Here is a 23,353-nt window from a genome sequence, read left to right on the forward strand (position 1 = left end):
TTCGCGCATCCGCCCTACCCCGCGTCCCGTGGCAGCCCGAGGATCCGTTCACCGGCCAGGGTGAGCAGGATCTGCTCGGTGCCACCCGCGATCGAGAGGCAGCGGGTGAGCAGGAACTCCTTCGTCGCCTCGTTCTCCAGCGCACCCGCCGGGCCCGTCACCTCGACCGCGAATTCGGCGACCTCCTGCCGATGCCGCACACCGACGAGCTTGCGCACGCTGCTCTGCGGGCCCGCGTCGGCGCCGGCCAGGATCCGGGCAGCGCCGCGCTGTTCGAGCAGTAGACCTGCGGTCGCGTCGGCGATGAACCGGCCGAGGCGGTCGCTGATCAGCTCGGCGCCAGGTCCGGTCGCGGGCAGTTTGTCGACCAGTTCCTCCAGCACCTGACCGATGCCCTTGCCGCCCATGGCGATCCGCTCGGCGGACAGGGTGGAGCGGGAGATCTTCCAGCCGTTGCCGAGCTCGCCGACCACGCAGTCGTCGGGCACGAAGACGTCATCGAGGAAGACCTCGCTGAAGCGCGCCTCACCGGTGATCTGCACCAGCGGACGGATCTCGATACCCGCACTGCGCATATCGACCAGGAAGTAGCTGATGCCCTTGTGCTTCGGCGCCTCCGGATCGGTGCGGGCCAGGCAGATACCCCAGTTCGCGGCGTCGGCGAGCGAGGTCCACACCTTCTGCCCGCGCAGCATCCAGCCGCCGTCGACCTTGGTGGCGGTGGTGCGCAGCGCGGCCAGATCGGAACCGGCGCCCGGCTCGCTGAACAGCTGGCACCAGATGACCTCTTCGTGCAGCGTCGGCCAGACGAACCGTTCGATCTGCTCCGGGGTGCCGTGTTGCAGCAGGGTCGGCACCGCCCAGCCGCCGATGGCCAGGTCCGGCACCTCGAGCCCGGCGCGGGCGAGTTCCTCGGAGATCAGCAGCCCCGTCATCGGGTCGGCGCCGCGGCCGTACGGCTTGGGCCAATGCGGCATGACCAGACCCGCCTCGACCATGGCCTTGCGCTGTCGATCGACGGGCAGTGCGGCGATCTTGGCGACCTCGGCGGCCAATCCGGTTGCGGCCTCGCCGATCTCGAGCGACACCGCGGCGGCATTGCCGACCGCGGCCGCCACACCCACCGCGGCGCCGACACCTTCACCGGACGATCCGGTGTCGGTGGCGGCATCGGCGAGGATCCGGTCGGCGCCGGTGGTGCGGCGCGCACCCGCCCTGGTCAGTTCGGTCACGCGGGCGCGCCAGTAGCCGCCACCGCCGAGCAGCTGCCGCAGCGCGACCGCGCGGCGCAGGTAGAAGTGCGCGTCGTGCTCCCAGGTGAAGCCGATGCCACCGAGGACCTGGATGCAGTCCTTGGCGGTGTCGACCGCGGCGTCGAGGGCGATGGCGGCGGCGATGGCGGTCGCGATCGGGAGTTCGGCGCCGGCCCCGGCGCGGGCGTCGTCGGCCGCCGCGGCCGCGTCGGCGGCGACCGCGCGGATCAGTTCGGTGCGGCACAGCATCCACGCGCAGATGTGCTTGACGGCCTGGAAACTGCCGATCGGCTTGCCGAACTGCTCACGCACCTTGGCGTATTCGACCGCGGTCTCCAGGCACCAGCCGGCCACACCGGCCAGCTCGGCGGTGGCGAGGACCACCAGCAGATCTTCGACGGCGAAGGATGGAGCGAAGACGTCCTCGGCGGGCACCGGCACGTCGGCGCAGCGCACCCGGGCGAGCGGAGTGCTGGGGTCGAGAGGTTCCAGCGGTTCGATGGTCAGGCCGGGGGCGTCAGCGGGAATCAGACACCAGCGCGAACCGTCGGCAACCCGCACCGCCAGCAGCACCGACGTGCCCGGCGCGGCGCCGAGCACCGTCTCCCAGACGCCGTTGAGCACCAGCTCACCGGCTTCGCCCTGCCGCGGGTGATCCACAGCCGATAAGCTGCTCGCCGACACGACAACGGTGTCGAGCGCGACTGCGCACGGCTGCTGTTCGTCCAGTCGTCCGCCGGTCACCACACCGGCCAAGGCGGTGGTGAGCACCGGCCCGCCCACCAGATCGTGCGCGGCCTGCTCCACCAGCACGGCGAGATCGGTGATCGATCCACCCGCGCCGCCCGCCTGCTCGTCGACCGCGACCTGGAAGATCCCGAGGTCGGTCAGCTGATCCCAGTACGTGCACCAGAAGCCGGTCGTATCGTCCCGCATTGTTGCAATCGGACGTACCGCTGCAGCCCATCCGCTCATCGACTCCTGAACGGCTTTATGCTCGTCAGTGGTGGCGATGGTCACAGTACATACCGCCTTTCCGGCGTGACTCCCACACCTAGAACATGTTCTAATATCCTGGCCGGGCGGAAGTCAAGCGATGCTTTCGTCCACAGGATCGAACGCGTACGACCCACCGACCGAGCGGGTCCGGCGCGAGTGACGCCCCGCGAATCCACGCGGGCCTCGCACTCCGCCGCGGCCCGACACGAAAGGACCAGCACCGATGGCCAGCCCCTCCCGTTCGCAGCCGGCCGACTCGAACGGGGCGCCCGCAGCGGGCACCCGAGCCGCCGTGACCACGCTCAGCGAGGACGAGCTGAGTTCCACCGCGCAGCGCGAACGCCGCAAGCGCATCCTCGACGCGACGCTGGCCTTGGCCTCCAAAGGCGGATACGACGCGGTACAGATGCGCGCGGTCGCCGAACGCGCCGACGTCGCCGTCGGCACTCTGTACCGCTACTTCCCGTCCAAAGTGCACCTGCTGGTGTCGGCGCTCTCCCGCGAATTCGAGCAGATCGAGGGCAAACGCAAGCCGCTGGCCGGGCAGACCCCGCGCGAACGCATGCACCTGCTGCTCACCCAGATCACCCGGATGATGCAGCGCGACCCGCTGCTCACCGAGGCCATGACCCGCGCCTTCATGTTCGCCGACGCCTCCGCCGCCGCCGAAGTCGACCGCGTGGGCAAGGTGATGGACCGGGTCTTCGCCCGCGCCATGAACGACGGCGAACCCACCGAACGCCAGCTCGCCATCGCCCGCGTCATCAGCGACGTGTGGCTGTCGAACCTGGTGGCCTGGCTCACCCGCAGGGCCTCGGCGACCGACGTCACCGAACGGCTGGAATTGACCGTCGACCTGCTGCTGGGCAACAACTCTTAGGCGGACGGTCGGCGGCGGTCCGACGTACGCCGATACATCGGCGGGTGCGGCTGACATTTCGAGCGGAGCGAGACCGAGCCCCCGAGTTCGCGGCCCGGCTCGCGTCTCCGCTATCGCTGCGCACGCCGGAGGCAAGCAGCGGTAGCGGAGACGCGAGCCACCCAGGGGCCGCGAACCGCGGCGCCGCAGGCGACGCAAATTAAACACAGTATTGTCATGGCCGCCCCTGAAAAAACTCCTCCGATCCATAAGGTTGGATGCGTGAGCGCACAGGATCTCCCACTGGAACTTCGTCGTGCCCTGTCGACGGTCGCGCGGGTCCCACGCCTGTTGGTCGCATCGGATTACGACGGGACGATCGCACCCATCGTGTCCGATCCGGCCAAGGCGTACCCGCACGGCGAGTCGGTCCGCGCCTTACGCGCGCTGGCCGGCCTGTCCGGCACCACGGCCGCCGTCATCTCCGGCCGGGCGCTGCGTGATCTCGCGGCGCTGTCGCGGCTGCCCGTCGAGGTGCAGCTGATCGGCAGCCACGGCTCGGAGTTCGATGTCGGCTTCGTGCACGCCATCGACAACGACGCCAAGCAGCTGCTGCAAGAACTGACCACCGCGCTGAACCAGATCGCCGCGGAGAATCCGGGCGTGACGGTCGAGACCAAGCCGGCCAGCATCGCGCTGCATGTGCGCAATGCCGGGCCGGAGATCGGGCGGCGCGCGCTGAATCAGGTCCGTCAGGGCCCGGCCTGCTGGGTCGGGGTGCAGGTCACCGAGGGCAAGGCCGTCATCGAACTGGCCGTCATCCCGACCGACAAGGGCACCGCGCTCGACACCATCCGACATCAGGAAGGCGCGTCGGCGGCGGTGTTCTTCGGCGACGACGTCACCGATGAGAAGGCCTTCCGGATGCTGTCCGGCCCGGACGTCGGCATCAAGGTCGGCGAGGGCGAGAGCCTGGCCAAGTACCGGGTGCCCAATACCGAGGCCGTGTCGTGCGCGCTGGCCTTCCTGCTCGAGGAGCGCCGCACCTGGCTCGCCGGTGCCAGCGCGCCGCGCATCGAGCGGCTCAGCATGCTGGCCAGCCCGCGTTCGGTGGCGCTGCTGACCCCCGACGCCACCGTCACCTGGTTCTGCCATCCCGAACCCGATTCGGCGGCGGTGTTCGCCCATCTGCTCGGCGGTCCGCAGGCCGGGCATTTCAGCATCGCACCGGAACGTCCGGGACTGCCGCTGTCGCAGCGCTACATCGACGGCACCATGACCGTCGAAACCCGTTGGGCCAAGCTGCAAGTGGTCGACTATCTGCCGCACGACGTGGCGCCCGACCGGACCGATCTGACCCGGGTGATCACCGGCGATACCCGCGCCGTGGTGACCTTCGCGCCGCGTCCGGAGTTCGGTCAGGTGCCGGTCACCATCGAGGCCGAACCGAACGGGCTGCGGGTGCGTGGCACCAACGACCCGACGGTGCTGCGCTCCCCCGGCGTCGAATGGACCATCCAGACCGACGGAGTGCACAGCTCGGCGACGGCCGTCATCGATCCGTCGCAGGGTCCGGTGGTGCTGGAACTGCGCTGCGGCACACCGGATCTCGCGCCCGCCATGACGCCGGAACCCGAGCGTCGGCGGATCGCGGAGACCTACTGGTCCTCGTGGGCCGCCGGGCTCGATCTGCCGCCGCTCAAGCCGGACCTGATGAAGCGCTCCGCGCTGACCCTGCGCGGGCTGGTGCACGCGCCGTCCGGCTCGATCCTGGCCGCGGCCACCACCTCGCTGCCCGAGGACATCGGCGGCGTGCGCAACTGGGACTACCGCTACTGCTGGCTGCGCGATGCGGCACTGACCGCGTCGGCGCTGGTGTCGCTGGGTTCGCTGAGCGAGGCCGAGGACTTCCTCGGCTGGGTGCACCGGGTGCTGGAGACGCTGCCCGGCCCCGAGCGGCTGCACCCGCTGTACACGCTCTATGGCGAGACCCTGCCGCCCGAGGCCGTCATCGATCAGCTGCCCGGCTATGCCGGATCGCGGCCGGTGCGCGTCGGCAACGCCGCGAACATGCAGGTCCAGCTGGACGTCTTCGGTCCGATCGTGGACCTGATCGCCACCCTGGCGCACGCCAGGGAATCCAAGGGCATCGGCGATCCGCGGATGGCGCTGCCGGATCAGGACTGGGAACTGGTGCACGCCATGGTCTCGGCGGTGCAGCGGCGCTGGCACGAACCCGACCACGGCATCTGGGAGATCCGCGGCAACCCGCGCCACCACGTGTACTCCAAGGTGATGGGCTGGCTGACCATCGACCGCGCACTCACCCTCGCGCAGAAGTTCGACCGCCCGATCCACCCGGAGTGGGCCACGCTGCGCGATCAGATCGCCGACGAGGTCAAGACCAAGGGCTGGAACGAGGAAGTGCAGTCGTTCACCGCCGCCTACGACGGCACCGATCTGGACGCCGCGACCCTGCACATCGGGTTGAGCGGGTTGATCGATCCGTCCGATCCGCGCTTCGCGGCCACCGTCGTCGCCACCGAGGCGGAACTGCGCAGCGGATCCACCGTGTACCGCTACCACCACGACGACGGCCTGCCCGGCGGCGAGGGCGGGTTCCACCTGTGCGCGGCGTGGCTGGTGGAGGCGTACCTGCTGATCGGCAAGCGCTCCGATGCCGAGGCACTGTTCGCCCAGCTGGTGGACGTGGCCGGGCCGACCGGTCTGCTCAGCGAGGAGTACGACCCGGTGGCCGAGCGTTCACTCGGCAACCATCCGCAGGCCTACAGCCACCTCGGCCTGCTGCGGTGCGCGCAGCTGCTGAGCCAGCCGGTGAACGCGCTGGTGAGCTGATCGCGATCCGCGGCCCACGTCGCGGCCGGCCGCCCGCCGGTCGCCGACGTGGGCCGTCGCGCGTCCGGGGAACACAGATCACACGGATTCGGTTCGTATCCGCAGATACGCCCTGATAAAGTAAAACGGAAACGATTTCCATTAAGCTTTCCGGGAGCCCGCGTGAAAACCAGATCCGCCACCACCTTCGCAACCGTCGCGGTGGGTCTGGCGACCGCGCTGAGCCTCACCGGCTGCGGCACCGGCTCCGGCGACGACTCGGGTAAGCCGTCCGTCGTGGCCTCGACCAACGTCTGGGGCAATATCGCGGCTACCGTCGCCGGGCCCGACGCCAATGTGGAGTCGATCATCACCGACCCGGCCGCCGACCCCCATTCGCATGAGACCTCGGCCATCGAATCGGCCACGATCACCGACGCCGACCTGGTCGTCTACAACGGCGGCGGCTACGACGAATTCATCGAGAAGGCCATCGAGGGCACCGGCAAGCGCGCCGTCGACGCCTTCGCCTCGCGCGCCGACGACATCCGCGACGACGAGAACGAGCACGTCTGGTACGACATCGACACCGTCGCGGTGGTCGCCGACCGGATCGCTGCGGCCCTCGGCGAGATAGACCCCGACCACGCCGCCGGATACACCGACCGCGCCACCGCGTTCAAGGACAGCCTCAACGGCGTGCGCTCCTACACCACTCCCGCGCGCACCTCGGACCCCGGCGCCCCGATCATGCAGACCGAACCGCTCGCGCACTACCTGCTGCTCGACGCGGGCGCCAAGGATATGACCCCGCACGAGTACCAGGAAGCGATCGAACAGGAAACCGATCCCGCGCCCGCCGCCGTCGCCGCCACCCGCGACCTGATCACCGGCAAGCAGGTGCGCGCCATGGTCTACAACGTGCAGACCGAGGACAACACCAGCAAGGAACTGCGCGCCCAGGCCGAAGCGGCCGGGATCCCCGTGGTGGAGGTGACCGAAACGCTGCCCGCCGGGGTCGACTACGTCACCTGGCAGACCGACAACGCCCGCGCCCTCGCCGCGGCACTGGACTGATATGCGCGCCGAACGCCGGGTCGATGAGGCCGAGCGGGTGGAGCTGGGCGAGCCGGAGCTGACCGGGTCGTCGGAGGGGGCTGCGGTGGGCGGTCGGTCCGCGTCCGGCGGAAGCACGAAGCCGGCGGCGCAGGCTGCGCGCACGCCGGCGATCAAACTCTCTTCGGCGGGCTTGGCGTTCGGGGAGCGGACGCTGTGGCAGGGGCTCGATCTCGAGGTGGCGCCCGGTGAGTTCATCGCGATCCTCGGGCCGAATGGGTCAGGGAAGACCTCGCTGCTGAAGGTTCTGCTCGGGCAGCTCGGGTTGAGTTCCGGTCGCGCCGAGATCGCCGGTGTGCCCGCACGGGCGGGGCATCCTGATATCGGTTACATCCCGCAGCAGAAGACCATCGATGCCGGTGTGCAGTTGCGTGGCACCGATCTGGTCGGGCTCGGAGTCGACGGGCACCGGTGGGGGCTCGGGTGGCGCACGCGACGCGAACGGAAGCGCAAGGTCGCCGCGGCCGTGGCCGATGTGGGCGCGCAGGCGTTCGCGGACGCGCCGTTGGAGAGCATGTCCGGCGGTGAGCAGCAGCGGCTGCGGGTGGCCCAAGCCCTGGTCGGCGATCCGCGGGTGCTGCTGTGCGACGAACCGCTGCTGAGCCTGGACCTCGCGAACCAGCGCCTGGTGTCGGAACTGATCGACCGGCGCCGCCGCACCCACGACACCGCCGTACTGTTCGTGACCCACGAGATCAACCCGATCCTGCCGCTGGTGGATCGGGTGCTGTACCTGGTGGACGGCAAGTTCCGGATCGGCACCCCGGACGAGGTGATGACCTCCGAGGTGCTCTCGGAGCTGTACCAGACCGAGGTGGATGTGCTGCGGGTGCGCGGGCGGCTGGTCGTCGTCGGGACCGGCGACACCATGGACGCTCTCGGCGCGGCCGGCGCACACTGCCACGGTGATCCGGGCACTCCGCACCCCGCGCCGCGCGACAGTGAGGCGCGCGCGTGAACGACAAGCTCGCCGACGTGCTGTCGAAGATGTTCGACTTCTCCACCACCGCGAACCTGCTGTCCTACGACTTCGTGCAGCAGGCGGTGATCGCCGCCGCGCTGCTCGGACTGCTGGCCGGGGTGATCGGGCCGCTGATCATCAGCAGGCAGATGTCGTTCGCGGTGCACGGCACCAGTGAGCTGTCGCTGACCGGTGCGGCGGCGGCACTGCTGGCCGGCATCGGCGTCGGGCTCGGCGCCATCGCCGGGTCGGTGGTGGCGGCGGTACTGTTCGGTGTACTGGGAACCAAAGCGCGCGAACGCGATTCGGTGATCGCGGTGGTGCTCTCGTTCGGCCTCGGGCTCTCGGTACTGTTCCTGTGGCTCGGACCCGACCGCGCCGGATCGAAGTTCTCACTGCTCACCGGGCAAGTGGTCAGTGTCGGCAACAGCGGGCTCGGGCTGCTCGCGTTCTGCACCGTCGGTGTGCTCGCGGTGCTGGCCTTCGTCTACCGGCCGCTGCTGTTCGCCAGCTCCGACCCCGAAGTCGCGGTGGCGCGCGGGGTGCCGGTGCGCGCGCTGTCGATCGTGTTCGCGGTGCTGCTCGGCATCACCGCGGCCTTCGGCGTCCAGATCGTCGGGGCGCTGCTGGTATTGGCCCTGCTGATCACGCCCGCGGCCGCGGCCGCCCAACTCACGGCGAGCCCGGCCCGCGCCACCGTACTGACGGTGGTGTTCGCCGAAATCGCGGCCGTCGGCGGCATCCTGCTCTCCCTCGCCCCTGGTGTACCGGTCTCGACCTTCGTCACCGGACTGTCGTTCCTGATCTACATCGTCTGCCGCGTGATCGGCACCCGCCGCAGGCAAGCGGAGCGGGTGCGTTCGGCGGTCTGAGCGGCGCTCGACCGCCGGGCGCTACGTCCACCAGTCGCGTGGACTGACGCTGAGGGCGGCCGGGCCGCGCGGCGCAGACCCGGTGAAATCGTCGCTCCAGGGCCGCACATCACCGGCCGGGCCCGGAAAGAGTCGGGCAGCCCACACTGCGATGTCGGAATCGAGCTGGGTACCTGTCACGGACCCGCAAGCCGCGCGGAACGTGGGCTACACCTGATGGCGTCCGGTCGCGAGGCGCCGCCGGTCGGGTGAATTCGTGGCGCCATGGCGGTACATCGCCCGCCTGGCACGGAAGAAACCCGGGCCGGCCACGCGGCGAGTTCGGAATCGTGCCGGGTGGCCGTCATGCCCACACTGCGCGGAACCGAGCTACTACCCGATGGCGCGCGAAATGCGGTCGGCCCGGGGTCGGTCCGGATCGTCACCCCAATCGCGCGATGGCTTCAGTGCGCGGCATCTCGGCGCCGCGCTGGTAGGCCTGCTTGTAGACGTTCGCGCCGAGTTGGGCGATCAGGTCGGCGGTGAGGGCGGCCAGGATGGGTTCGCCCGCGTCGAATACTCCGCGGATGGCGTCGCTCATCCCCAGTGCTGTGGCGGCGGATTCGGGGGTGTTCTCGGCGGCGCGTAATTGCGCCAGTAGTTCGGCGGCGTTGGCTGCGGCGTCCGTGGTACCCCAGGCCAGGCAGGCGGCGAGGGCTTGCGGCCACAGGGCGCGGGCACCGGCCGGGTCGCCTGCCGCGAGCCGGTTGGCCATGCGGGCCCGGGCAAGGAGGCCTGCCGCGACGTCGGCGGGGAGCTGGAGGCGGTCGGTGAGGGGTTCGAGGCGGTCGATGGCGGCGTCGGCGGCGGCCGGGTCACCGCCGCGGCGGTGCCATTCGGCGACGCTGAACAGGACGTCGGCTGCTGTGCTGCGGTCACCCAGCTCCTGCGCCTGCCTGCGCGCGGCCTCGAGATCACGCCACGCGCCGGGGAGATCGCCGGAACGCATGCGTTCGGAGATGAGGGCGGCCCGGCAGTGGAAGAGATCGGCGGCATTCAGTTCCGCGCTCAATGCCACGCCGCGTTCGAAGGCCGCGATGGCCTCGGCGCTGCGGCCGTGCAGGGAATGCTCCTGGCCGATCGCGAGCAGCGTCATGCCGAGGCCCCAGCGGTCACCGACGGATTCGAATTCCGCCAACGCCGCCGCGCGCGACTCGGCCGGCGTGAGCCGATCGCCCAGTTCGGCGCGGGCCGAGTGGGCGTTGGCGCGCACCCACGGGTCCGGCGAGGACGAGGCCTGGGCAAGCAGCCGGTCGCCGAGCGCGGGGTCGCCCGCCGCGTAGGCCAGGCGTGGTGCGAGCAGGAGCACCGCGGGGTGGAACTCGAGGGCTCCGGCCGCTTCCGCTGTCGCGATCAGGTCCAGGACGGGTACGTCGTGGTGTACCGGGGTGCCCGCGAACAGCCGGATCAGCGCGAATGCCGCAGTGGTGCGTTCGGGCAGTTCCGGCTCCCGTTGCCGCAGCCTGTCCAGATAGGTGTCGAAGTGGGTGCTCATCCCGCGAATTCCCCAGTACCAGAACATCGTCGCGACGAATTCCGCCGCCCGTTCGGCGTCGGCGCCGTCGAGGGCGATCCGCAGCGCTGCGAGCAGGTTGTCGTGCTCTGCGTCGAAGCGGGCCATGGCATCGATTTGGTCGCGAGTGCGCAGCAATGGCTCGTGGGTTGTGGCCAGTTCGAGGTGGTAGGCGAGGAACGCGTCGGCGACGGTGTCGCCGGATCGGGCGAGTTGGCCGGCCGCGTAGTCCCGGATGGTTTCCAGCATGCGGTAGCGCGGCTCGCTCTCGCCGGACAGCTGCACCATCGATTTCTCCACCAGGGCGCGCACGACCGCGAGGACGTCTTCGGCGGGCAATGCGGAATCGGCACACACCGATTCCAGCGCCTCCAAGGTGGCACCGGCGGGGAACATGGCAAGCCTGCGGGCGAGGGTGCGTTCGGGTTCGGTGAGCAGCTCCCAACTCCAGTCCACCAGCGCGAGCAGGGTGCGCTGGTGCGGCAACGCGGTGCGGCTGCCGGATTCGAGCAGGCGGAACCGGTCGCCGAGGCGTTGTCCGACCTGCTGGACGCTCATCGACCGTAGGGTGGCGGCCGCCAATTCCAGGGCAAGCGGAAGCCCATCCAGCCTGCGGCAGATCTCGGCTACCGCGGCGGCGGTGCTCATATCCAGGACGAATTCGGGGCGCACGGCGGCGGCGCGGTCGAGGAACAACCGCACCGAGGAGACTTCCGCCAGCGCCGCGGGGTCCGGGTCGAGCACGTCCACCGAATCTCCCGGAACACTCAGCGGCCCGAGATAGAGCAGCGACTCACCGGTGATGGCGAGCGCTTCTCTGCTGGTGGCGACGATGCGCAGTTCCGGCAGCCCGGCCAGCAGCTGCTCGATGAGCTCGGCCACCGCATCGATGACGTGCTCGCAGTTGTCCAGCACGACGATCGCCTCACCGAGGTCGAGCGATTCGATCACCCTGGCCATCGGTGTGGCCCCGGCGCCCTCGGGCCCCCGCGCGTCCCTGGCCCCGACCGCACCGAGCAGAGCCGCGATCACCTCATCGGCGTCACTCGCCCCGGCCAACGGCACGAACCACACCTGCCCGCGCTCGGCGGCCCGATGCCGCGCCACCGCCTCGACGGCCAGCCGGGTCTTGCCCGCACCACCCGGCCCGGTCAGCGTGATCAGCCGTGAATCGGTCAGGCGCAGCGCGAGCCGCTCCAGCTCCCGCTCCCGGCCGACAAAGCTGGTGAGCCGCAAGGGAATCCGACTGGCCATCGGGGCCGATCGGGCGACAGGTCGGTGCAGTTCGCCCCGCAGCAACGCAAGATGCGCCTGTTGCAATTCGGCCGAAGGATCGACACCGAGTTCCTCTCCGAGCGATTCCCGCACCCGCTCGTACACGGCGAGCGCATCGGATTGCCGCCCACTCGCGGCCAGAGCGCGAATACGCAGGACCGCCAGGCGCTCACTCAACGGCCTTCGCGCACCGGCAGATTCGAGATCGGCGAGGATTTCGGAATGTCGCCCTGCCTGCAACAGTGCGTCGAAACGTTCTTCCTCGGCGGCGGTGCGCAGCTCGTTCAACCTACTCGCGGCGAGTTCGGCGAACGGCGCGGCGAGCAGATCGGCCAGCGCGGGACCGCGCCACAGCGCGAGCGCGGCGTCCAGAGTGTCGGCGGCAGCCTCCGGTTTTCCCGCCGCGAGTTCGCGCCTGCCACGCCCGAGCAGTTCCTCGAACCTGAAGACGTCGACGTCCTCGGCCCGCACTCCGAGCCGGTATCCGCCCGCCACCAGTTCCACCGCGCCCGGCTCGGGCAGCGCCTTCCGCAGCCGGGATACCGACGCCTGCAACGCACCTGCCGCGTCAGCGGGCGGCTCGGCGCCCCACAGCCCATCGATCAGACCGTCGACGGACACCGCGCGCCCGCCCTCCAACGCCAACCGAGCCAACAGCATCCGCAGCCGGATCCCACCGAATTCGATCGGCTCCCCGTCTGCGGTGTGGACAGCCAGGGGACCGAGTACTGCGATACGCACGGGTTCAGAATTGCAGATTCCCGGGTGGAAGCTGCGGGCGCAGCTGCGCCACCGACACCGACGACCCGGCCCGCACACAGCGGACCGGGCTTTCGGCACCCTCCCCCTCACGAAACGCGGCTGAACAACCGTCCCGCCAGGTCGACACCGATCACCGCGCCGTCCTCATCCCTGCTGAAATATCCGCGCTGTCCTTCGAACGCACCTGCCGTCACGATGTACTCGTCGCCCGGCAGCAGGCCGAAGGGGAACGGTTCGTGATCGGCGGGCATCTCTTCGTCCGACGCCGTCCGAAGCTCCGGCTTGATCAGCACTTCGAGGGTCAGGCCGGTGCCGTCGCTGGTGATGTCAAAGGTCATCGCCTCGCTCTCGTAATGGCCGACGACCTCGGCGGCCCGCTCGGCGTCGAACGGCAGCGGCTGCGGGTCGCGGTCGATGATGCCCAGGTAATGCTCGAGCGCCCAGCGGACGATGGCGCGATTGCACGGAATTCCGTCGGGGTTCGCGTTGCTCATCACGACCATCGCGAAATTGCGTTCCGGCACCAGCAGCAGTTCGGAGAACTGGCCGAATCCGGAGCCGCCGTGCCCGGCGGTCTGCACGCGGTCGACCTCGCGCAGGAACCAGCAGATTCCCATGGCGTCGCCGAGTGAGGTGCCGCGCAGGGTCACGGTCGGGTGGCGCATCGAACGCAGTACCTGCTCCGGCACCACCACGGTGCCGTCGGCGGCGCGGCCGTCACCGAGATGGAAGCGCGCCCAGCTCAGCAGGTCGACCGCGGAGGCGGCCAGCCCGCCACCCGGGTTGTTGGCCCGGCCCGGCTTCCACCGCGACACCACGGCCAGCTCACCGTCGGCGTCGTATTCGTGGCCGACGGCGAAGCGGCGCAGCATCGCTTCGCCGCTGCTGAGCACGGTGTCGGTCAGGCCGAGTGGAGTCAGCACCAGTTCGGTGACGGCCTGCTCGAAGCTCAGCCCGGTGACGTGCTCGATCACCCGGCCGAGCATGTTGTACCCACCCTGGCTGTAGGAGGAGCGCCCGCCCGGCTCCCCGATCAACGGCAGTTCGGCCATGGCGGCGGTGAACACCGTCAGCGCGTCGTCGCCCTCCCCCGGCTCGATCAGGTGATTCCAGTCCAGGCCCGCGGTGTGGTTGAGCACCTGCGCCACCGTGATCCCGGCGGCCGGCGAATCGTCGGCGACGGAGAATTCCGGCAGGTAGCGGCGCAGCGGAGCGTCGAGTTCGACCCTGCCGTCGGCAACCAGGCGCATCAGCGTGGTCGCGGTCAGCGTCTTGGTGACCGAGCCCAGCTGGAACAGGGTGTGCTCGTCGACCGGCAGCGGGTTGGCCAGGCTGGTCACGCCGTGGGAGGCGAAGACCTCGGTGCCGTTGACCCACACCCCGGCACTTACTCCCGGGATGGCGAACTGCTCCGCGATGGCGGTGACGGCGGCGGAGAACGCGCGATCAGACATATCGTCGATACCTTTCGATGGATTCCGGCGCTGCGGTCCGAGGCCCGATGCCTCGCCCGCTGTGCCGATGACGTTGCCCGCCGCCGCTGACAGCGCGCCGACAGAACGCCGACAGCCGCTGACAGCTCCTCGTCACGCCCGGTGGTTCGCGACCGATCCATAGGACTCGTGGAACACATTGCGTTCCCGGGCCCGGCGGCCGGGGTGGCGCCGCTCCTCCGCGGGATAGCCGATGGACACCAGCAGGGCGATGGCGAGGTCGTCGCGGTCTTCGATGCCGATCACCTTCTTCACCGCGGCCTCGTCCCAGCCGTTCATCGGTGACGAGGCGAGCCCCAGCTCGGTGGCGGCGAGCATCACGTAACTGGCCGCGATCATCGCGTCCTTGATCGCGTACTCCCGCAGCAGGCCACGCTCCTCCAGGTCGGCTTGGAAGGCTTGCGATGCCGCGGAGAACATCGTGACGAACTCGTCGTTCCACGCTCCATTGCGGCGGGCCTGCTCGTAGACGTCACTGCGGTCCTCCCGCCAGGACAGCGGCTCGGCGACGAAGACGAGCATGAGCGGCGCTTCCTGCGGCTGCGGCTGCCCGCCAGTAGCCCAGGTAAGTCCGGCGCGACCTTCATCGCTTGTGACGGCGACGATGGACCGGTCCTGGAGATTCCAGCTGGTTGGTGCCTCGATGGCGAGGTCGAGAAGTGCGTTGATCGCGGTGGTGGGGATCGCGTCGGGACGGTAGTGGCGGACGGTGCGGCGAGTGCGGATGGCTTCGGCAACAGACATGGTGTGCGGTGACATGCCACCAACTATTGGAGAGTGACACACGATTGGGAAGAGGGCACTAATTAGTGCGTTACTCTCCTTCCATGAAGACGATCGTCGAGTCCTCCGGACTGCCGGCCGACGCCTACTCGGCGAAGTGCCCGACCCGCCAGGTGCTCGATCACATCGCGGGCAAGTGGACGGTCCTCGTGGTGGATGCCCTGCTCGGGGGCACCATGCGCTACACCGACCTGAGCCGGCGCATCGAGGGCGTCTCACAGAAGATGCTGACGCAAACCCTGCGCAGCCTCGAGAACGACGGGTTCATCACCCGCACCGTGTACCCCACCATCCCGCCACGGGTCGAATACGACCTCACCGAACTCGGGCGCAGTCTGGCCGAGCCCATCACGGCACTGCGGCAGTGGACGGAGATCCACATCAACGAGATCGAACAGGCCCGGCGCCGGGCCGGCGACTGACCCGGCGCGGAGTTGCGCCCGCGCAGGCTCCCGGCCGGGCGAACCTTCACTCGGTCACCAGCCGTGCGCCGTCCTCACCTGCGCAAATCCGGCCGAACAGTCGATCCGCAAAGTTTGATGGCATGTGCCTTCAGTATGGGCGCGCCGGTTTCGTATGCTCATCGAACGCACCCCCTACCAAAGGTGACCACTGATGATCGACTTCAGCATTCCCGCCGACCTCGCCGCCGAACGCGATCGGGTCCGCCGGTTCGTCATCGACAAGATCGTGCCGTTCGAGCGGGATCCACGGCTCACCGCGCACGGCCCGACCGACGAGCTGCGCCAGGAGCTGGTGGAACTCGCGCGCGCGGAGAAGCTGCTGACCATCCAGGCCCCCGAGGCGCTCGGCGGGCGCGGGCTCACCCACGTCGAGCAGGCGGTGCTCTACGAGGCGGCGGGCTGGTCGACGCTCGGCCCCATCGCGATGAACTGCGCAGCGCCCGACGAGGGCAATATGTTCCTGCTGTCCAAGATCGCGAACCCGGAGCAGACCGAGCGCTACCTGATGCCGGTGATCAACGGCCATCAGCGTTCGGTGTTCGCCATGACCGAACCCGGCGGCGCGGGCTCGGATCCCAACCAGCTGGCCACCACCGCCACCTTCGACGGCGAGAACTTCACCATCAACGGCCGCAAATGGCTGATCACCGGCGCGAACGGCGCCAAGACCTGGATCATCATGGCGCGCCTGGCCGAGAACCCGCACCTGCCCGCCGGGCCGACGCTGTTCCTCACCGACGGCGATCAGCCGGGCATCGTCATCGAACGCACCATGAACACCATGGACCGCAACTACGTCGCCGGACACGGCGTGGTGCGTTTCGACCAGCTCACGCTGCCCAAGGACGCGCTGCTCGGCGAGTCCGGCCAGGCGCTGCGCTACGCCCAGCTGCGGCTGGCCCCGGCCCGGCTCACCCACTGCATGCGCTGGCTCGGCGCCGCCGAACGGGCGCACAGCATCGCGGTCGAGCACGCCAAGACCAGGACCGCGTTCGGCAAGACCATCGGCGAACACCAGGGCGTGTCGTTCATGCTGGCCGACAACGAGATCGCGCTGCACCAGTGCCGGTTGACGATCTGGCACGCCTGCTGGCTGATGGACCAGGGCGAGAAGGCGCGGCACGAGAGCTCGGTGGCCAAGGCCTTCGTCTCCGAGGAACTGTTCAAGGTCACCGATCGCTGCGTGCAGGTGCTCGGCGGCATCGGCATCAGCGATGAGACCGTGGTGGAGATGATCTTCCGCGATATGCGCGCGTTCCGGCTCTACGACGGCCCGACCGAGGTGCACAAGTACGCCATCGGCCGCAAGATCCTGCGCCCGTGAGCACCTCGCCGAGCGCCCACCGGCCGCGGCGGGGTCGTCTACGATCCAAGGCATGAGTTCGGAACTGCTCGTCGATGTCTCCGCGGGCATCGCCGTCCTCACCCTGAATCGTCCCGCCCAGCAGAACGCCTTCACCCCGGCGATGATCGCCGAGCTCAGCGCGGCTTTGCAGCGCTGCGATATCGAGGACGCCATTCGCGTCGTCGTCATCACCGGCACCCCGCCCGCGTTCTGCGCGGGCGCGGATCTGTCCGACCGGGTCGGCGAGGTCACCGGCACCATCGACCCGCCGCCGTTCCGGGTGCGCAAACCGGTGATCGCCGCGGTGAACGGGCATGCCGTCGGGATCGGGCTGGCGCTGGCACTGCAATGCGATCTGCGTTATCTCGCCGACGACGCGGTGTACGGCCTGAGCCAGGTGCGCCGCGGCGTCCTCGCCGACGGTTACGCGCACTGGACGCTGCCGCGGCTGGCCGGGCTGGCCAATGCCGCCGACATCCTGCTCACCGGCCGCACCTTCGACGGCGAGGAGGCCAAGGCGATGGGCCTGGCCAATGCCTGCCTACCGGGCGGCGAGGTGCTACCGACGGCGCTGGCGGTCGCGCACGATATCGCCAACGGTGCGGCCCCGCTGACGGCCGCGCTGTCCAAGCGGCTGCTGTGGGAGAGCATGGATATGGCGCCGTCGGTGGTGGGACGGCTGGAGAGCGAACTGAACCAGCACGTCGCCAAGAGCATCGATGGCGGCGAGGCGATGACGGCGTTCCGGGAGCGGCGTCAGCCGGAGTGGTCGGGGTCGATCTCGGAGGAATGGCCGGCGTGGGATCAGCCGGACGAACCGGAACGACCGAGCCTGCGCTGAGCAGCCGGCCCTGAAACCTGCATCGAACGGCCGAACCGGCATTCAACGGCACGGGCTGCCGCATCGAACACCCCGATCCCGCACCGGATGACGGTGCCGCTAGGCGTTGCCGCCCAGCAGGATCAGCAGGAACAGCAACGCCCAGATGATCATCATGACGGTGCCGATGACGCCCAGGATGTAGCCGACCATCACCTGCGCGCGGCCGCTCAACGCGCCGCCGGAATCGTTGATCTGGTCGAGCGCCTGTTTGCCCAGCGCCCACGCCACCGGCCCGAGGACCCCGCAGCACATCAAACTCGCGGCGCCGAGCACCAGCACCATGGTCGCCCGCGGGTGCTCGATCGTCTGACCGATGGGCTGATTGGGTATCACCACGAGCCGAATTGTACGGGGGTAAGGCGCCTTTGCGCGTTCTTTACCGAGTGTCGCGGCCGCGCGGCGTTTCGTTCACGGGCCCGGACGAACGTGTCCGCCCGGGCGTCGTCCGATCTCAGACCCGGCGCTGACGGGCCACTTCGGCGAGCACGACACCCGCCGCGACCGACGCGTTGAGCGATTCCACCGGACCCGCCATCGGAATGCTCAGAATGGCGTCGCAGCTCTCGCGGACCAGTCGCGACAGGCCCTTGCCCTCGGAGCCGACCACGATCACCGTCGGTGCGGTGCCGTCGAATTCGTCGAGGGTGGTGTCGCCGCCGGCGTCCAGGCCGACGATCTGATGGCCCCTGGACGCGAAATCCTTCAGCGTGCGCGTCAGATTCGTGGCCCGCGCGACGGGCAGCCGGGCCGCGGCTCCGGCGCTGGTGCGCCAGGCCACCGCGGTGACGCTGGCGCTGCGCCGCTGCGGGATCACCACACCTTGACCGCCGAACGCGGCGACGGAGCGGATCACCGCGCCGAGATTGCGTGGATCGGAGATGTTGTCCAGCGCGACGATCAGCGCGGGCTGTCCGGAATCGCGGACGCGTTCGGCCAGGTCGTCGGGGTGTGCGTAGCGGTAGGGCGGCACCTGGAGGGCGAGGCCCTGATGCAATCCGTTGGCGCTGAGCCGATCCAGATCGGTGCGCGGAACTTCCAGAATGGAAATCCCGGTGTCGGCGGCGATCCGGACGCTCTCGGTCAGCCGCTCATCGTTCTCGGTGCCGACCGCCACGTACAGCGCGGTCGCGGGCACACCGGCGCGCAGACATTCGACGACCGGGTTGCGCCCGAGCACCATCTCCGGCCCGTCATCGCTCTTGCGCCCGGCGGTCCGTGTCTGGCGTCCACCCGAACCGGCTTGTGCCGCTTTGGCTTTCGCGGCGGCACGCTTGGCGGCCGGATGGTACTTGCGCGCCTCGGCGGGCGGGGTCGCGCCCCGGCCCTCGAGTCCGCGCCTGCGCTTGCCGCCGGATCCGACAACCTGGCCCTTCTTGGTTCCGCCCTTGCGGACAGCGCCTCGGCGCTGCGAATTGCCTGCCATCAGTCGGCCTTTCCTGGCTGTGAGGTGACCAGCGACCATTCCGGGCCGTTGGGGGTATCGGTGACTTCGACACCCGCGGCGTGCAACCGGTCGCGCACCGCATCGGCGGTCGCCCAGTCCTTGTCGGCACGCGCCTGCTGACGCCGTTCGAGTTCGGCGGTGACCAGCACATCGAGCGCGGCGGTCGCGGCGGAGGAATCACCGGGGGTGTACCACTGCGGATCCAGCGGATCGACCCCGAGAATGGCGAGCATGCCGCGCACCTGGCTCGCATGCTCGCGTGCGGTCTCGAGCACACCGGCGTCGAGCGCCTTGTTGCCCTCGTGCACCACATGGTGGATTTCGGCCAGCGCCTTCGGCACCGCGAGATCCTCGTCGAGCGCCGCGGCGAAGGCGTCGGTCCACTTGCCGACCGGCACGTCACCGCCGCGTTCGACCACGCGCTGCACGAAAGCCTCGATGCGCTGGTAGGTCTGTGCGGCGTCGTGCAGAGCCTTCTCGGAGTACTCCAGCATCGACCGGTAGTGCGCGCCACCGAGGTAGAACCGCAGCTCGACGGCGCGGACCTGCTTCAACACGTTCGGCACCGAGAGTGTATTGCCCAGCGACTTGGCCATCTTCTCGCCGCCGAGGGTGACCCAGCCGTTGTGCAGCCAGTACTGGGCGAAACCGTCACCGGCCGCCTTGGACTGGGCGATCTCGTTCTCGTGATGCGGGAAGACCAGATCCATTCCGCCGCAATGGATGTCGAACGACGAACCGAGATAGAACTCCGCCATCGCCGAGCATTCCAGATGCCAGCCGGGGCGCCCGGGACCCCACGGTGATGGCCAGGTGGGCTCGCCCGGTTTGGCGGCCTTCCACAGGGTGAAGTCGCGCGGATCGCGCTTGCCCTCACCGGCGCTCTCGCCTTGGTGCACGTCATCGAGACGGTGCCCGGACAGGGCGCCGTACTCGGGGAAACTCACCACATCGAAGTAGACATTGCCCGCCGACGCGTACGCGTGCCCGCGGTCGATCAGCCGCTGCATGAGCTCGACCATCTGGGTGATGTGACCGGTGGCGCGCGGCTCGGCCGAGGGCGGCAGCACGCCGAGCTGCCGGTAGGCCTCGTCGAAGGCGCGTTCGTGGGTCGCGGCCCACTCCCACCACGGCCTGCCCGCGGCAGCGGCCTTGTTCAGGATCTTGTCGTCGATATCGGTGACATTGCGGATGAACGCGACGTCGTGGCCGTTGGCGGTGAGCCAGCGGCGCAGCACGTCGAAGGCGACGCCGCTGCGCACATGCCCGATGTGGGGTTCGCCCTGCACGGTGGCGCCACACAGGTACACCGAGGCATGGCCGGGGACCAGTGGCGTGAAATCACGCATGGTCCGCGTCTCGGTGTCGAATAGGCGCAGAGTCACGGCAGTCGATCCTAGCTGGTATATGGGGTTGCGCTGCGGGCGGAGTCTCGAAGTTCCGACAGGTCCCAGCCGGTACGGCGGGCAGTCGGAGGGGCTGGATCAACGACAGTGCAGCAGGGCGGTCGCCATGGCGGCGACGCCTTCACCACGTCCGGTGAGCCCGAGACCGTCGGTGGTGGTACCCGAGACCGAGACCGGGGCGCCCAGCAGATCGCCGAGGACCTGCTGCGCTTCGGCCCGGCGCGGGCCGATCTTGGGGCGGTTGCCGATCACCTGGACCGCCGCGTTGACCACGTCGTATCCGGCCTCGTCGAGCAGTCGGCGCACTTCCTTCAGCATGGCGGCGCCGGAAACGCCCGCCCATTCCGGGCGGCCGGTGCCGAAGACGGCGCCGACATCGCCGAGGCCTGCGGCCGAGAGCAGGGCGTCGCAGAGTGCGTGCGCGGCGACGTCACCGTCGGAGTGACCCGCGCAGCCGTCGTCGCCGTCGAAGAGCAGTCCGGCCATCCAGCACGGCCTGCCGGGTTCGATGGGATGGACATCGCTGCCGATGCCGACGCGCATGGTCATCGCACACCCGCCACGGGAAGTTCGGCGCCGGCCAGGACGGCCTCGGCCAGGCGCAGATCGAGCTGGGTGGTGATCTTGAAAGCGAGTGGATCGCCTGGCACCGTGCGCACCGGATGGCCGAGGCGCTCGACCAGCCCGGCATCGTCGGTGGCGGCGACGTCGGTGGCGTAGGCGGCGCGCAGCAAATCGGCCGCGAATCCCTGCGGGGTCTGGATGGCGCGCAGGGCCGATCGGTCCGGTGTTCCGGTGACGACGCCGTGCTCGTCCACCGACTTGACGGTGTCGACGACCGGTAGCGCCGGCACCACGGCCGCCGCATGGCCCGCGCGCAGCTCAGCGGCCACCCGGGCGATCAGTTCGGGTGGGGTGAGCGCGCGGGCGGCGTCGTGGACGAGGTAGTAGGCGGCCTGCGGGGCGGCCGCGATTCCAGCGCGGACCGAATCGGTGCGTTCGGCCCCGCCGACGACGACGCGAACCGGCGCGGACGACGGCAGGAGGGCGACTGCGGTCTGCACCAGGTCGGCCGGAACCATGACAATTATCTCGTCTACGGCATTCGAGGCGAGCAGCCCATCGACGGCGGATCTGAGCATAGGTGTACCGCCGACCGCGACGAACGCCTTGGGTGTCGATTCACCCAGGCGCACGCCACGGCCGGCGGCAGGCACCAACGCGACCATGCGGCCGCGGCCGTCCGAGCTGTTCACGGTCAGGAAGCCGCTGCGAGAACCTCGTCGAGCAGCGTCTCGGCCTTGCCGTCATCGGTTCCCTCGGCGAGCGCGAGCTCACCGACGAGGATCTGCCGGGCCTTCGCCAGCATCCGCTTCTCGCCCGCGGACAATCCGCGGTCCTGCTCCCGACGCCACAGATCGCGGACGACCTCGGCCACCTTGTTCACATCGCCGGAGGCGAGTTTCTCCAGGTTGGCCTTGTAGCGGCGGGACCAGTTGGTCGGCTCTTCCGTATGTGGCGCACGTAGCACCTGGAAAACCCGATCGAGACCTTCCTGCCCGACGACGTCGCGGACGCCGACGTATTCCGCATTCTCCGCGGGAACCCGAACAGTCAGGTCACCCTGGGCGACCTTCAGGACCAGATACTCTTTCTGCTCACCCTTGATGGTGCGAGTCTCGATAGCTTCGATCAGCGCCGCTCCGTGGTGGGGGTAAACGACGGTGTCTCCGACCTTAAAAATCATGTGTCCCGTGCCCCTTTCGATGTTCACAGTTTAACATGCGGCTCGATAACGGCGCGATCAACTGTGCAGGTCAGGGCCACAACGGGCCGACCTCGGGGCTTGACAGAATCTGCGAGATGTGCATTGCGTTGTGCCAGAACGAGTTACCTCCTGGCCTTTCGAGCGCCGGGAAACCCAGCGGGACAGTAGCACTGCGCACAGCCGCGCGCACAACCGCGAATCGTGATCACCCCGAGACAACGCTTCCGCGCGTCGCCCCTCGCGCACGCGCGGCCGGGCGCACGCGCGCACGCACCTACGCGCGACCGGGCGCACGCGCGTCCGCGCCCGGCCGGGCACAGACATAGGCACCCGCGCGCGTGCGGGCAATCCGAACCCAACACCTACTCCCCGCGCGCCCGGTTCTCCCGGCCAACTACTACAGTCCCTAGTTGGAGTGAGCCCGCTCGACATGGAGGACAACCCGTGACTGCCCTGACAGCTGTGACCGCCCCGGCGGCAGGTACGACCCCGCGGCGTCGCATGACGATGGTTGCCGCCCTGGCGGCCGGCGCGGCGCTCGCCCTGACCGGCTGCAGCGCCGGCCAGATCTCGCAGACCGCCGACCAGGTGGCCGCGATCAACGGCAACCACGCCGACGTCGGCAAGATCTCGCTGCGCAACGTGCACATCGTCTACCCGCCCAGCGGCGAGCACACCAATGCCACCGGCGGCAAGGCCGTGCTGGCGCTGTCGTTCGTCAACACCAGCGAGACCACCGCCGACGAGCTCACCAAGATCAGCACCGATCTGGGCGAAGTGAAGATCACCGCCCCCGATGGCGGTTCGACGCTGAAGCTGAAGCCGCAGCAGACCGTCGTGGCCGCGGGCGCCGACGCCACCGCCGCCGCGGGCGAGCACGGTTCCTCCGACGAGCACGGCAGCTCCGGCGAGCAGCACGGCGCCGGGACCACCACCGCCGCGCCGACCACCACCGCGGCCCCGGCCGCCGCCGAGGGCGAAGACCCCGAGGCCGATCCGGCGCGCATCGAGATCACCGGCCTGACCAAGGACATCACCCCGGGCCTCACCTACACGGTGACCTTCGACTTCAAGGAGAACGGCACCGTGCAGATGCAGGTGCCGGTCGACGCGGGCACCGTGGCCGAGCGCCACGAATCCGACCTGTCGCGCGCGAGCGAAGGTGGCGCCAAGGGCGGGCACTGAGCCTCCCGAACCACAGCGCAACGGCCGTCGCATCCTCGGATGCGGCGGCCGTTCACCGTTGCGGGAGCGGCGATGTCGGTGCGGATGCGTAGGGTGCG

General features: G+C 69.4%; 19 protein-coding genes. 9 read left to right on the forward strand and 10 right to left on the reverse strand.

What is annotated here, in order from left to right; translation table 11 throughout:
* Nucleotides 1-14 precede the first annotated feature (14 nt).
* Nucleotides 15-2,273, reverse strand: coding sequence for an acyl-CoA dehydrogenase (locus tag FEK34_RS10085; protein WP_138447620.1), 2,259 nt, complete (start codon nucleotides 2,271-2,273; stop codon nucleotides 15-17).
* A gap of 202 nt (nucleotides 2,274-2,475) precedes the next feature.
* On the opposite strand from FEK34_RS10085, the gene kstR reads away from it, so the two are divergent.
* From kstR to FEK34_RS10110, 5 genes are all read left to right on the forward strand, one after another.
* Nucleotides 2,476-3,132: a cholesterol catabolism transcriptional regulator KstR gene (gene kstR, locus FEK34_RS10090; protein WP_036532521.1), complete on the forward strand. Its 657-nt coding sequence runs from the start codon at nucleotides 2,476-2,478 to the stop codon at nucleotides 3,130-3,132.
* A 261-nt stretch (nucleotides 3,133-3,393) separates the two neighbouring features.
* Entirely contained in the window at nucleotides 3,394-5,967 is a 2,574-nt protein-coding gene (gene otsB, locus FEK34_RS10095; RefSeq protein WP_138447621.1) for a trehalose-phosphatase, read from the forward strand.
* Between the two features lie 162 nt (nucleotides 5,968-6,129).
* Nucleotides 6,130-7,023 carry a metal ABC transporter solute-binding protein, Zn/Mn family gene (locus FEK34_RS10100; RefSeq protein ID WP_249358953.1) on the forward strand — a complete coding sequence of 298 codons (894 nt, stop codon included), beginning with the start codon at nucleotides 6,130-6,132 and terminating at the stop codon, nucleotides 7,021-7,023.
* A 1-nt stretch (nucleotide 7,024) separates the two neighbouring features.
* A complete protein-coding gene (locus tag FEK34_RS10105; protein ID WP_249358955.1) occupies nucleotides 7,025-8,020 on the forward strand; it encodes a metal ABC transporter ATP-binding protein in 996 nt (331 codons plus the stop codon).
* Nucleotides 8,017-8,895 (forward strand): metal ABC transporter permease, encoded by an 879-nt coding sequence (locus FEK34_RS10110; protein WP_138447622.1) that lies wholly within the window; start codon nucleotides 8,017-8,019, stop codon nucleotides 8,893-8,895. The genes FEK34_RS10105 and FEK34_RS10110 overlap by 4 nt, the downstream gene beginning before the upstream one ends.
* A gap of 421 nt (nucleotides 8,896-9,316) precedes the next feature.
* Here the strand turns inward: FEK34_RS10110 and FEK34_RS10115 are convergent, their stop codons facing one another.
* The 3 genes from FEK34_RS10115 to FEK34_RS10125 all read right to left on the reverse strand — a co-directional run bounded on the left by FEK34_RS10115 (nucleotide 9,317) and on the right by FEK34_RS10125 (nucleotide 14,736).
* Nucleotides 9,317-12,463 (reverse strand): BTAD domain-containing putative transcriptional regulator, encoded by a 3,147-nt coding sequence (locus FEK34_RS10115; protein ID WP_138447623.1) that lies wholly within the window; start codon nucleotides 12,461-12,463, stop codon nucleotides 9,317-9,319.
* A gap of 107 nt (nucleotides 12,464-12,570) precedes the next feature.
* Nucleotides 12,571-13,938, reverse strand: coding sequence for a serine hydrolase domain-containing protein (locus FEK34_RS10120; protein ID WP_138447624.1), 1,368 nt, complete (start codon nucleotides 13,936-13,938; stop codon nucleotides 12,571-12,573).
* Between the two features lie 132 nt (nucleotides 13,939-14,070).
* Nucleotides 14,071-14,736, reverse strand: coding sequence for a nitroreductase family protein (locus FEK34_RS10125; protein ID WP_171048129.1), 666 nt, complete (start codon nucleotides 14,734-14,736; stop codon nucleotides 14,071-14,073).
* A 68-nt stretch (nucleotides 14,737-14,804) separates the two neighbouring features.
* Here FEK34_RS10125 and FEK34_RS10130 point away from each other — a divergent pair, with 68 nt between their 5' ends.
* The 3 genes from FEK34_RS10130 (at nucleotide 14,805) to FEK34_RS10140 (ending at nucleotide 17,410) form a co-directional block, all read left to right on the forward strand.
* Nucleotides 14,805-15,182, forward strand: coding sequence for a winged helix-turn-helix transcriptional regulator (locus FEK34_RS10130; protein ID WP_138447625.1), 378 nt, complete (start codon nucleotides 14,805-14,807; stop codon nucleotides 15,180-15,182).
* Nucleotides 15,183-15,375: 193 nt separating this feature from the next.
* A complete protein-coding gene (locus FEK34_RS10135) occupies nucleotides 15,376-16,548 on the forward strand; it encodes an acyl-CoA dehydrogenase family protein (protein ID WP_138447626.1) in 1,173 nt (390 codons plus the stop codon).
* A 52-nt stretch (nucleotides 16,549-16,600) separates the two neighbouring features.
* Nucleotides 16,601-17,410, forward strand: a complete 810-nt coding sequence (locus FEK34_RS10140; RefSeq protein ID WP_138447627.1) for an enoyl-CoA hydratase/isomerase family protein — start codon at nucleotides 16,601-16,603, stop codon at nucleotides 17,408-17,410.
* 99 nt (nucleotides 17,411-17,509) lie between these two features.
* Here FEK34_RS10140 and FEK34_RS10145 read toward each other — a convergent pair whose 3' ends face one another.
* The 6 genes from FEK34_RS10145 to carD all read right to left on the reverse strand — a co-directional run bounded on the left by FEK34_RS10145 (nucleotide 17,510) and on the right by carD (nucleotide 22,049).
* Entirely contained in the window at nucleotides 17,510-17,788 is a 279-nt protein-coding gene (locus FEK34_RS10145; RefSeq protein ID WP_138447628.1) for a DUF4190 domain-containing protein, read from the reverse strand.
* 115 nt (nucleotides 17,789-17,903) lie between these two features.
* Nucleotides 17,904-18,875, reverse strand: coding sequence for a 23S rRNA (guanosine(2251)-2'-O)-methyltransferase RlmB (rlmB, locus tag FEK34_RS10150; protein ID WP_138447629.1), 972 nt, complete (start codon nucleotides 18,873-18,875; stop codon nucleotides 17,904-17,906).
* The gene (gene cysS, locus FEK34_RS10155; protein ID WP_138447630.1) at nucleotides 18,875-20,281 is read right to left on the reverse strand and encodes a cysteine--tRNA ligase; all 1,407 of its coding nucleotides are present in this window, start codon (nucleotides 20,279-20,281) and stop codon (nucleotides 18,875-18,877) included. The genes rlmB and cysS overlap by 1 nt, the downstream gene beginning before the upstream one ends.
* 99 nt (nucleotides 20,282-20,380) lie before the next feature.
* Entirely contained in the window at nucleotides 20,381-20,845 is a 465-nt protein-coding gene (ispF, locus tag FEK34_RS10160) for a 2-C-methyl-D-erythritol 2,4-cyclodiphosphate synthase (RefSeq protein ID WP_036532498.1), read from the reverse strand.
* 2 nt (nucleotides 20,846-20,847) lie between these two features.
* The gene (ispD, locus tag FEK34_RS10165) at nucleotides 20,848-21,531 is read right to left on the reverse strand and encodes a 2-C-methyl-D-erythritol 4-phosphate cytidylyltransferase (protein WP_138448083.1); all 684 of its coding nucleotides are present in this window, start codon (nucleotides 21,529-21,531) and stop codon (nucleotides 20,848-20,850) included.
* Between the two features lie 29 nt (nucleotides 21,532-21,560).
* Entirely contained in the window at nucleotides 21,561-22,049 is a 489-nt protein-coding gene (gene carD, locus FEK34_RS10170) for an RNA polymerase-binding transcription factor CarD (RefSeq protein WP_011206964.1), read from the reverse strand.
* A 522-nt stretch (nucleotides 22,050-22,571) separates the two neighbouring features.
* On the opposite strand from carD, the gene FEK34_RS10175 reads away from it, so the two are divergent.
* Entirely contained in the window at nucleotides 22,572-23,255 is a 684-nt protein-coding gene (locus tag FEK34_RS10175) for a hypothetical protein (protein ID WP_138447631.1), read from the forward strand.
* Nucleotides 23,256-23,353: the final 98 nt, after the last annotated feature.

It is taken from the genome of Nocardia cyriacigeorgica (assembly GCF_005863245.1).
GTDB lineage: Bacteria > Actinomycetota > Actinomycetes > Mycobacteriales > Mycobacteriaceae > Nocardia > Nocardia cyriacigeorgica_C.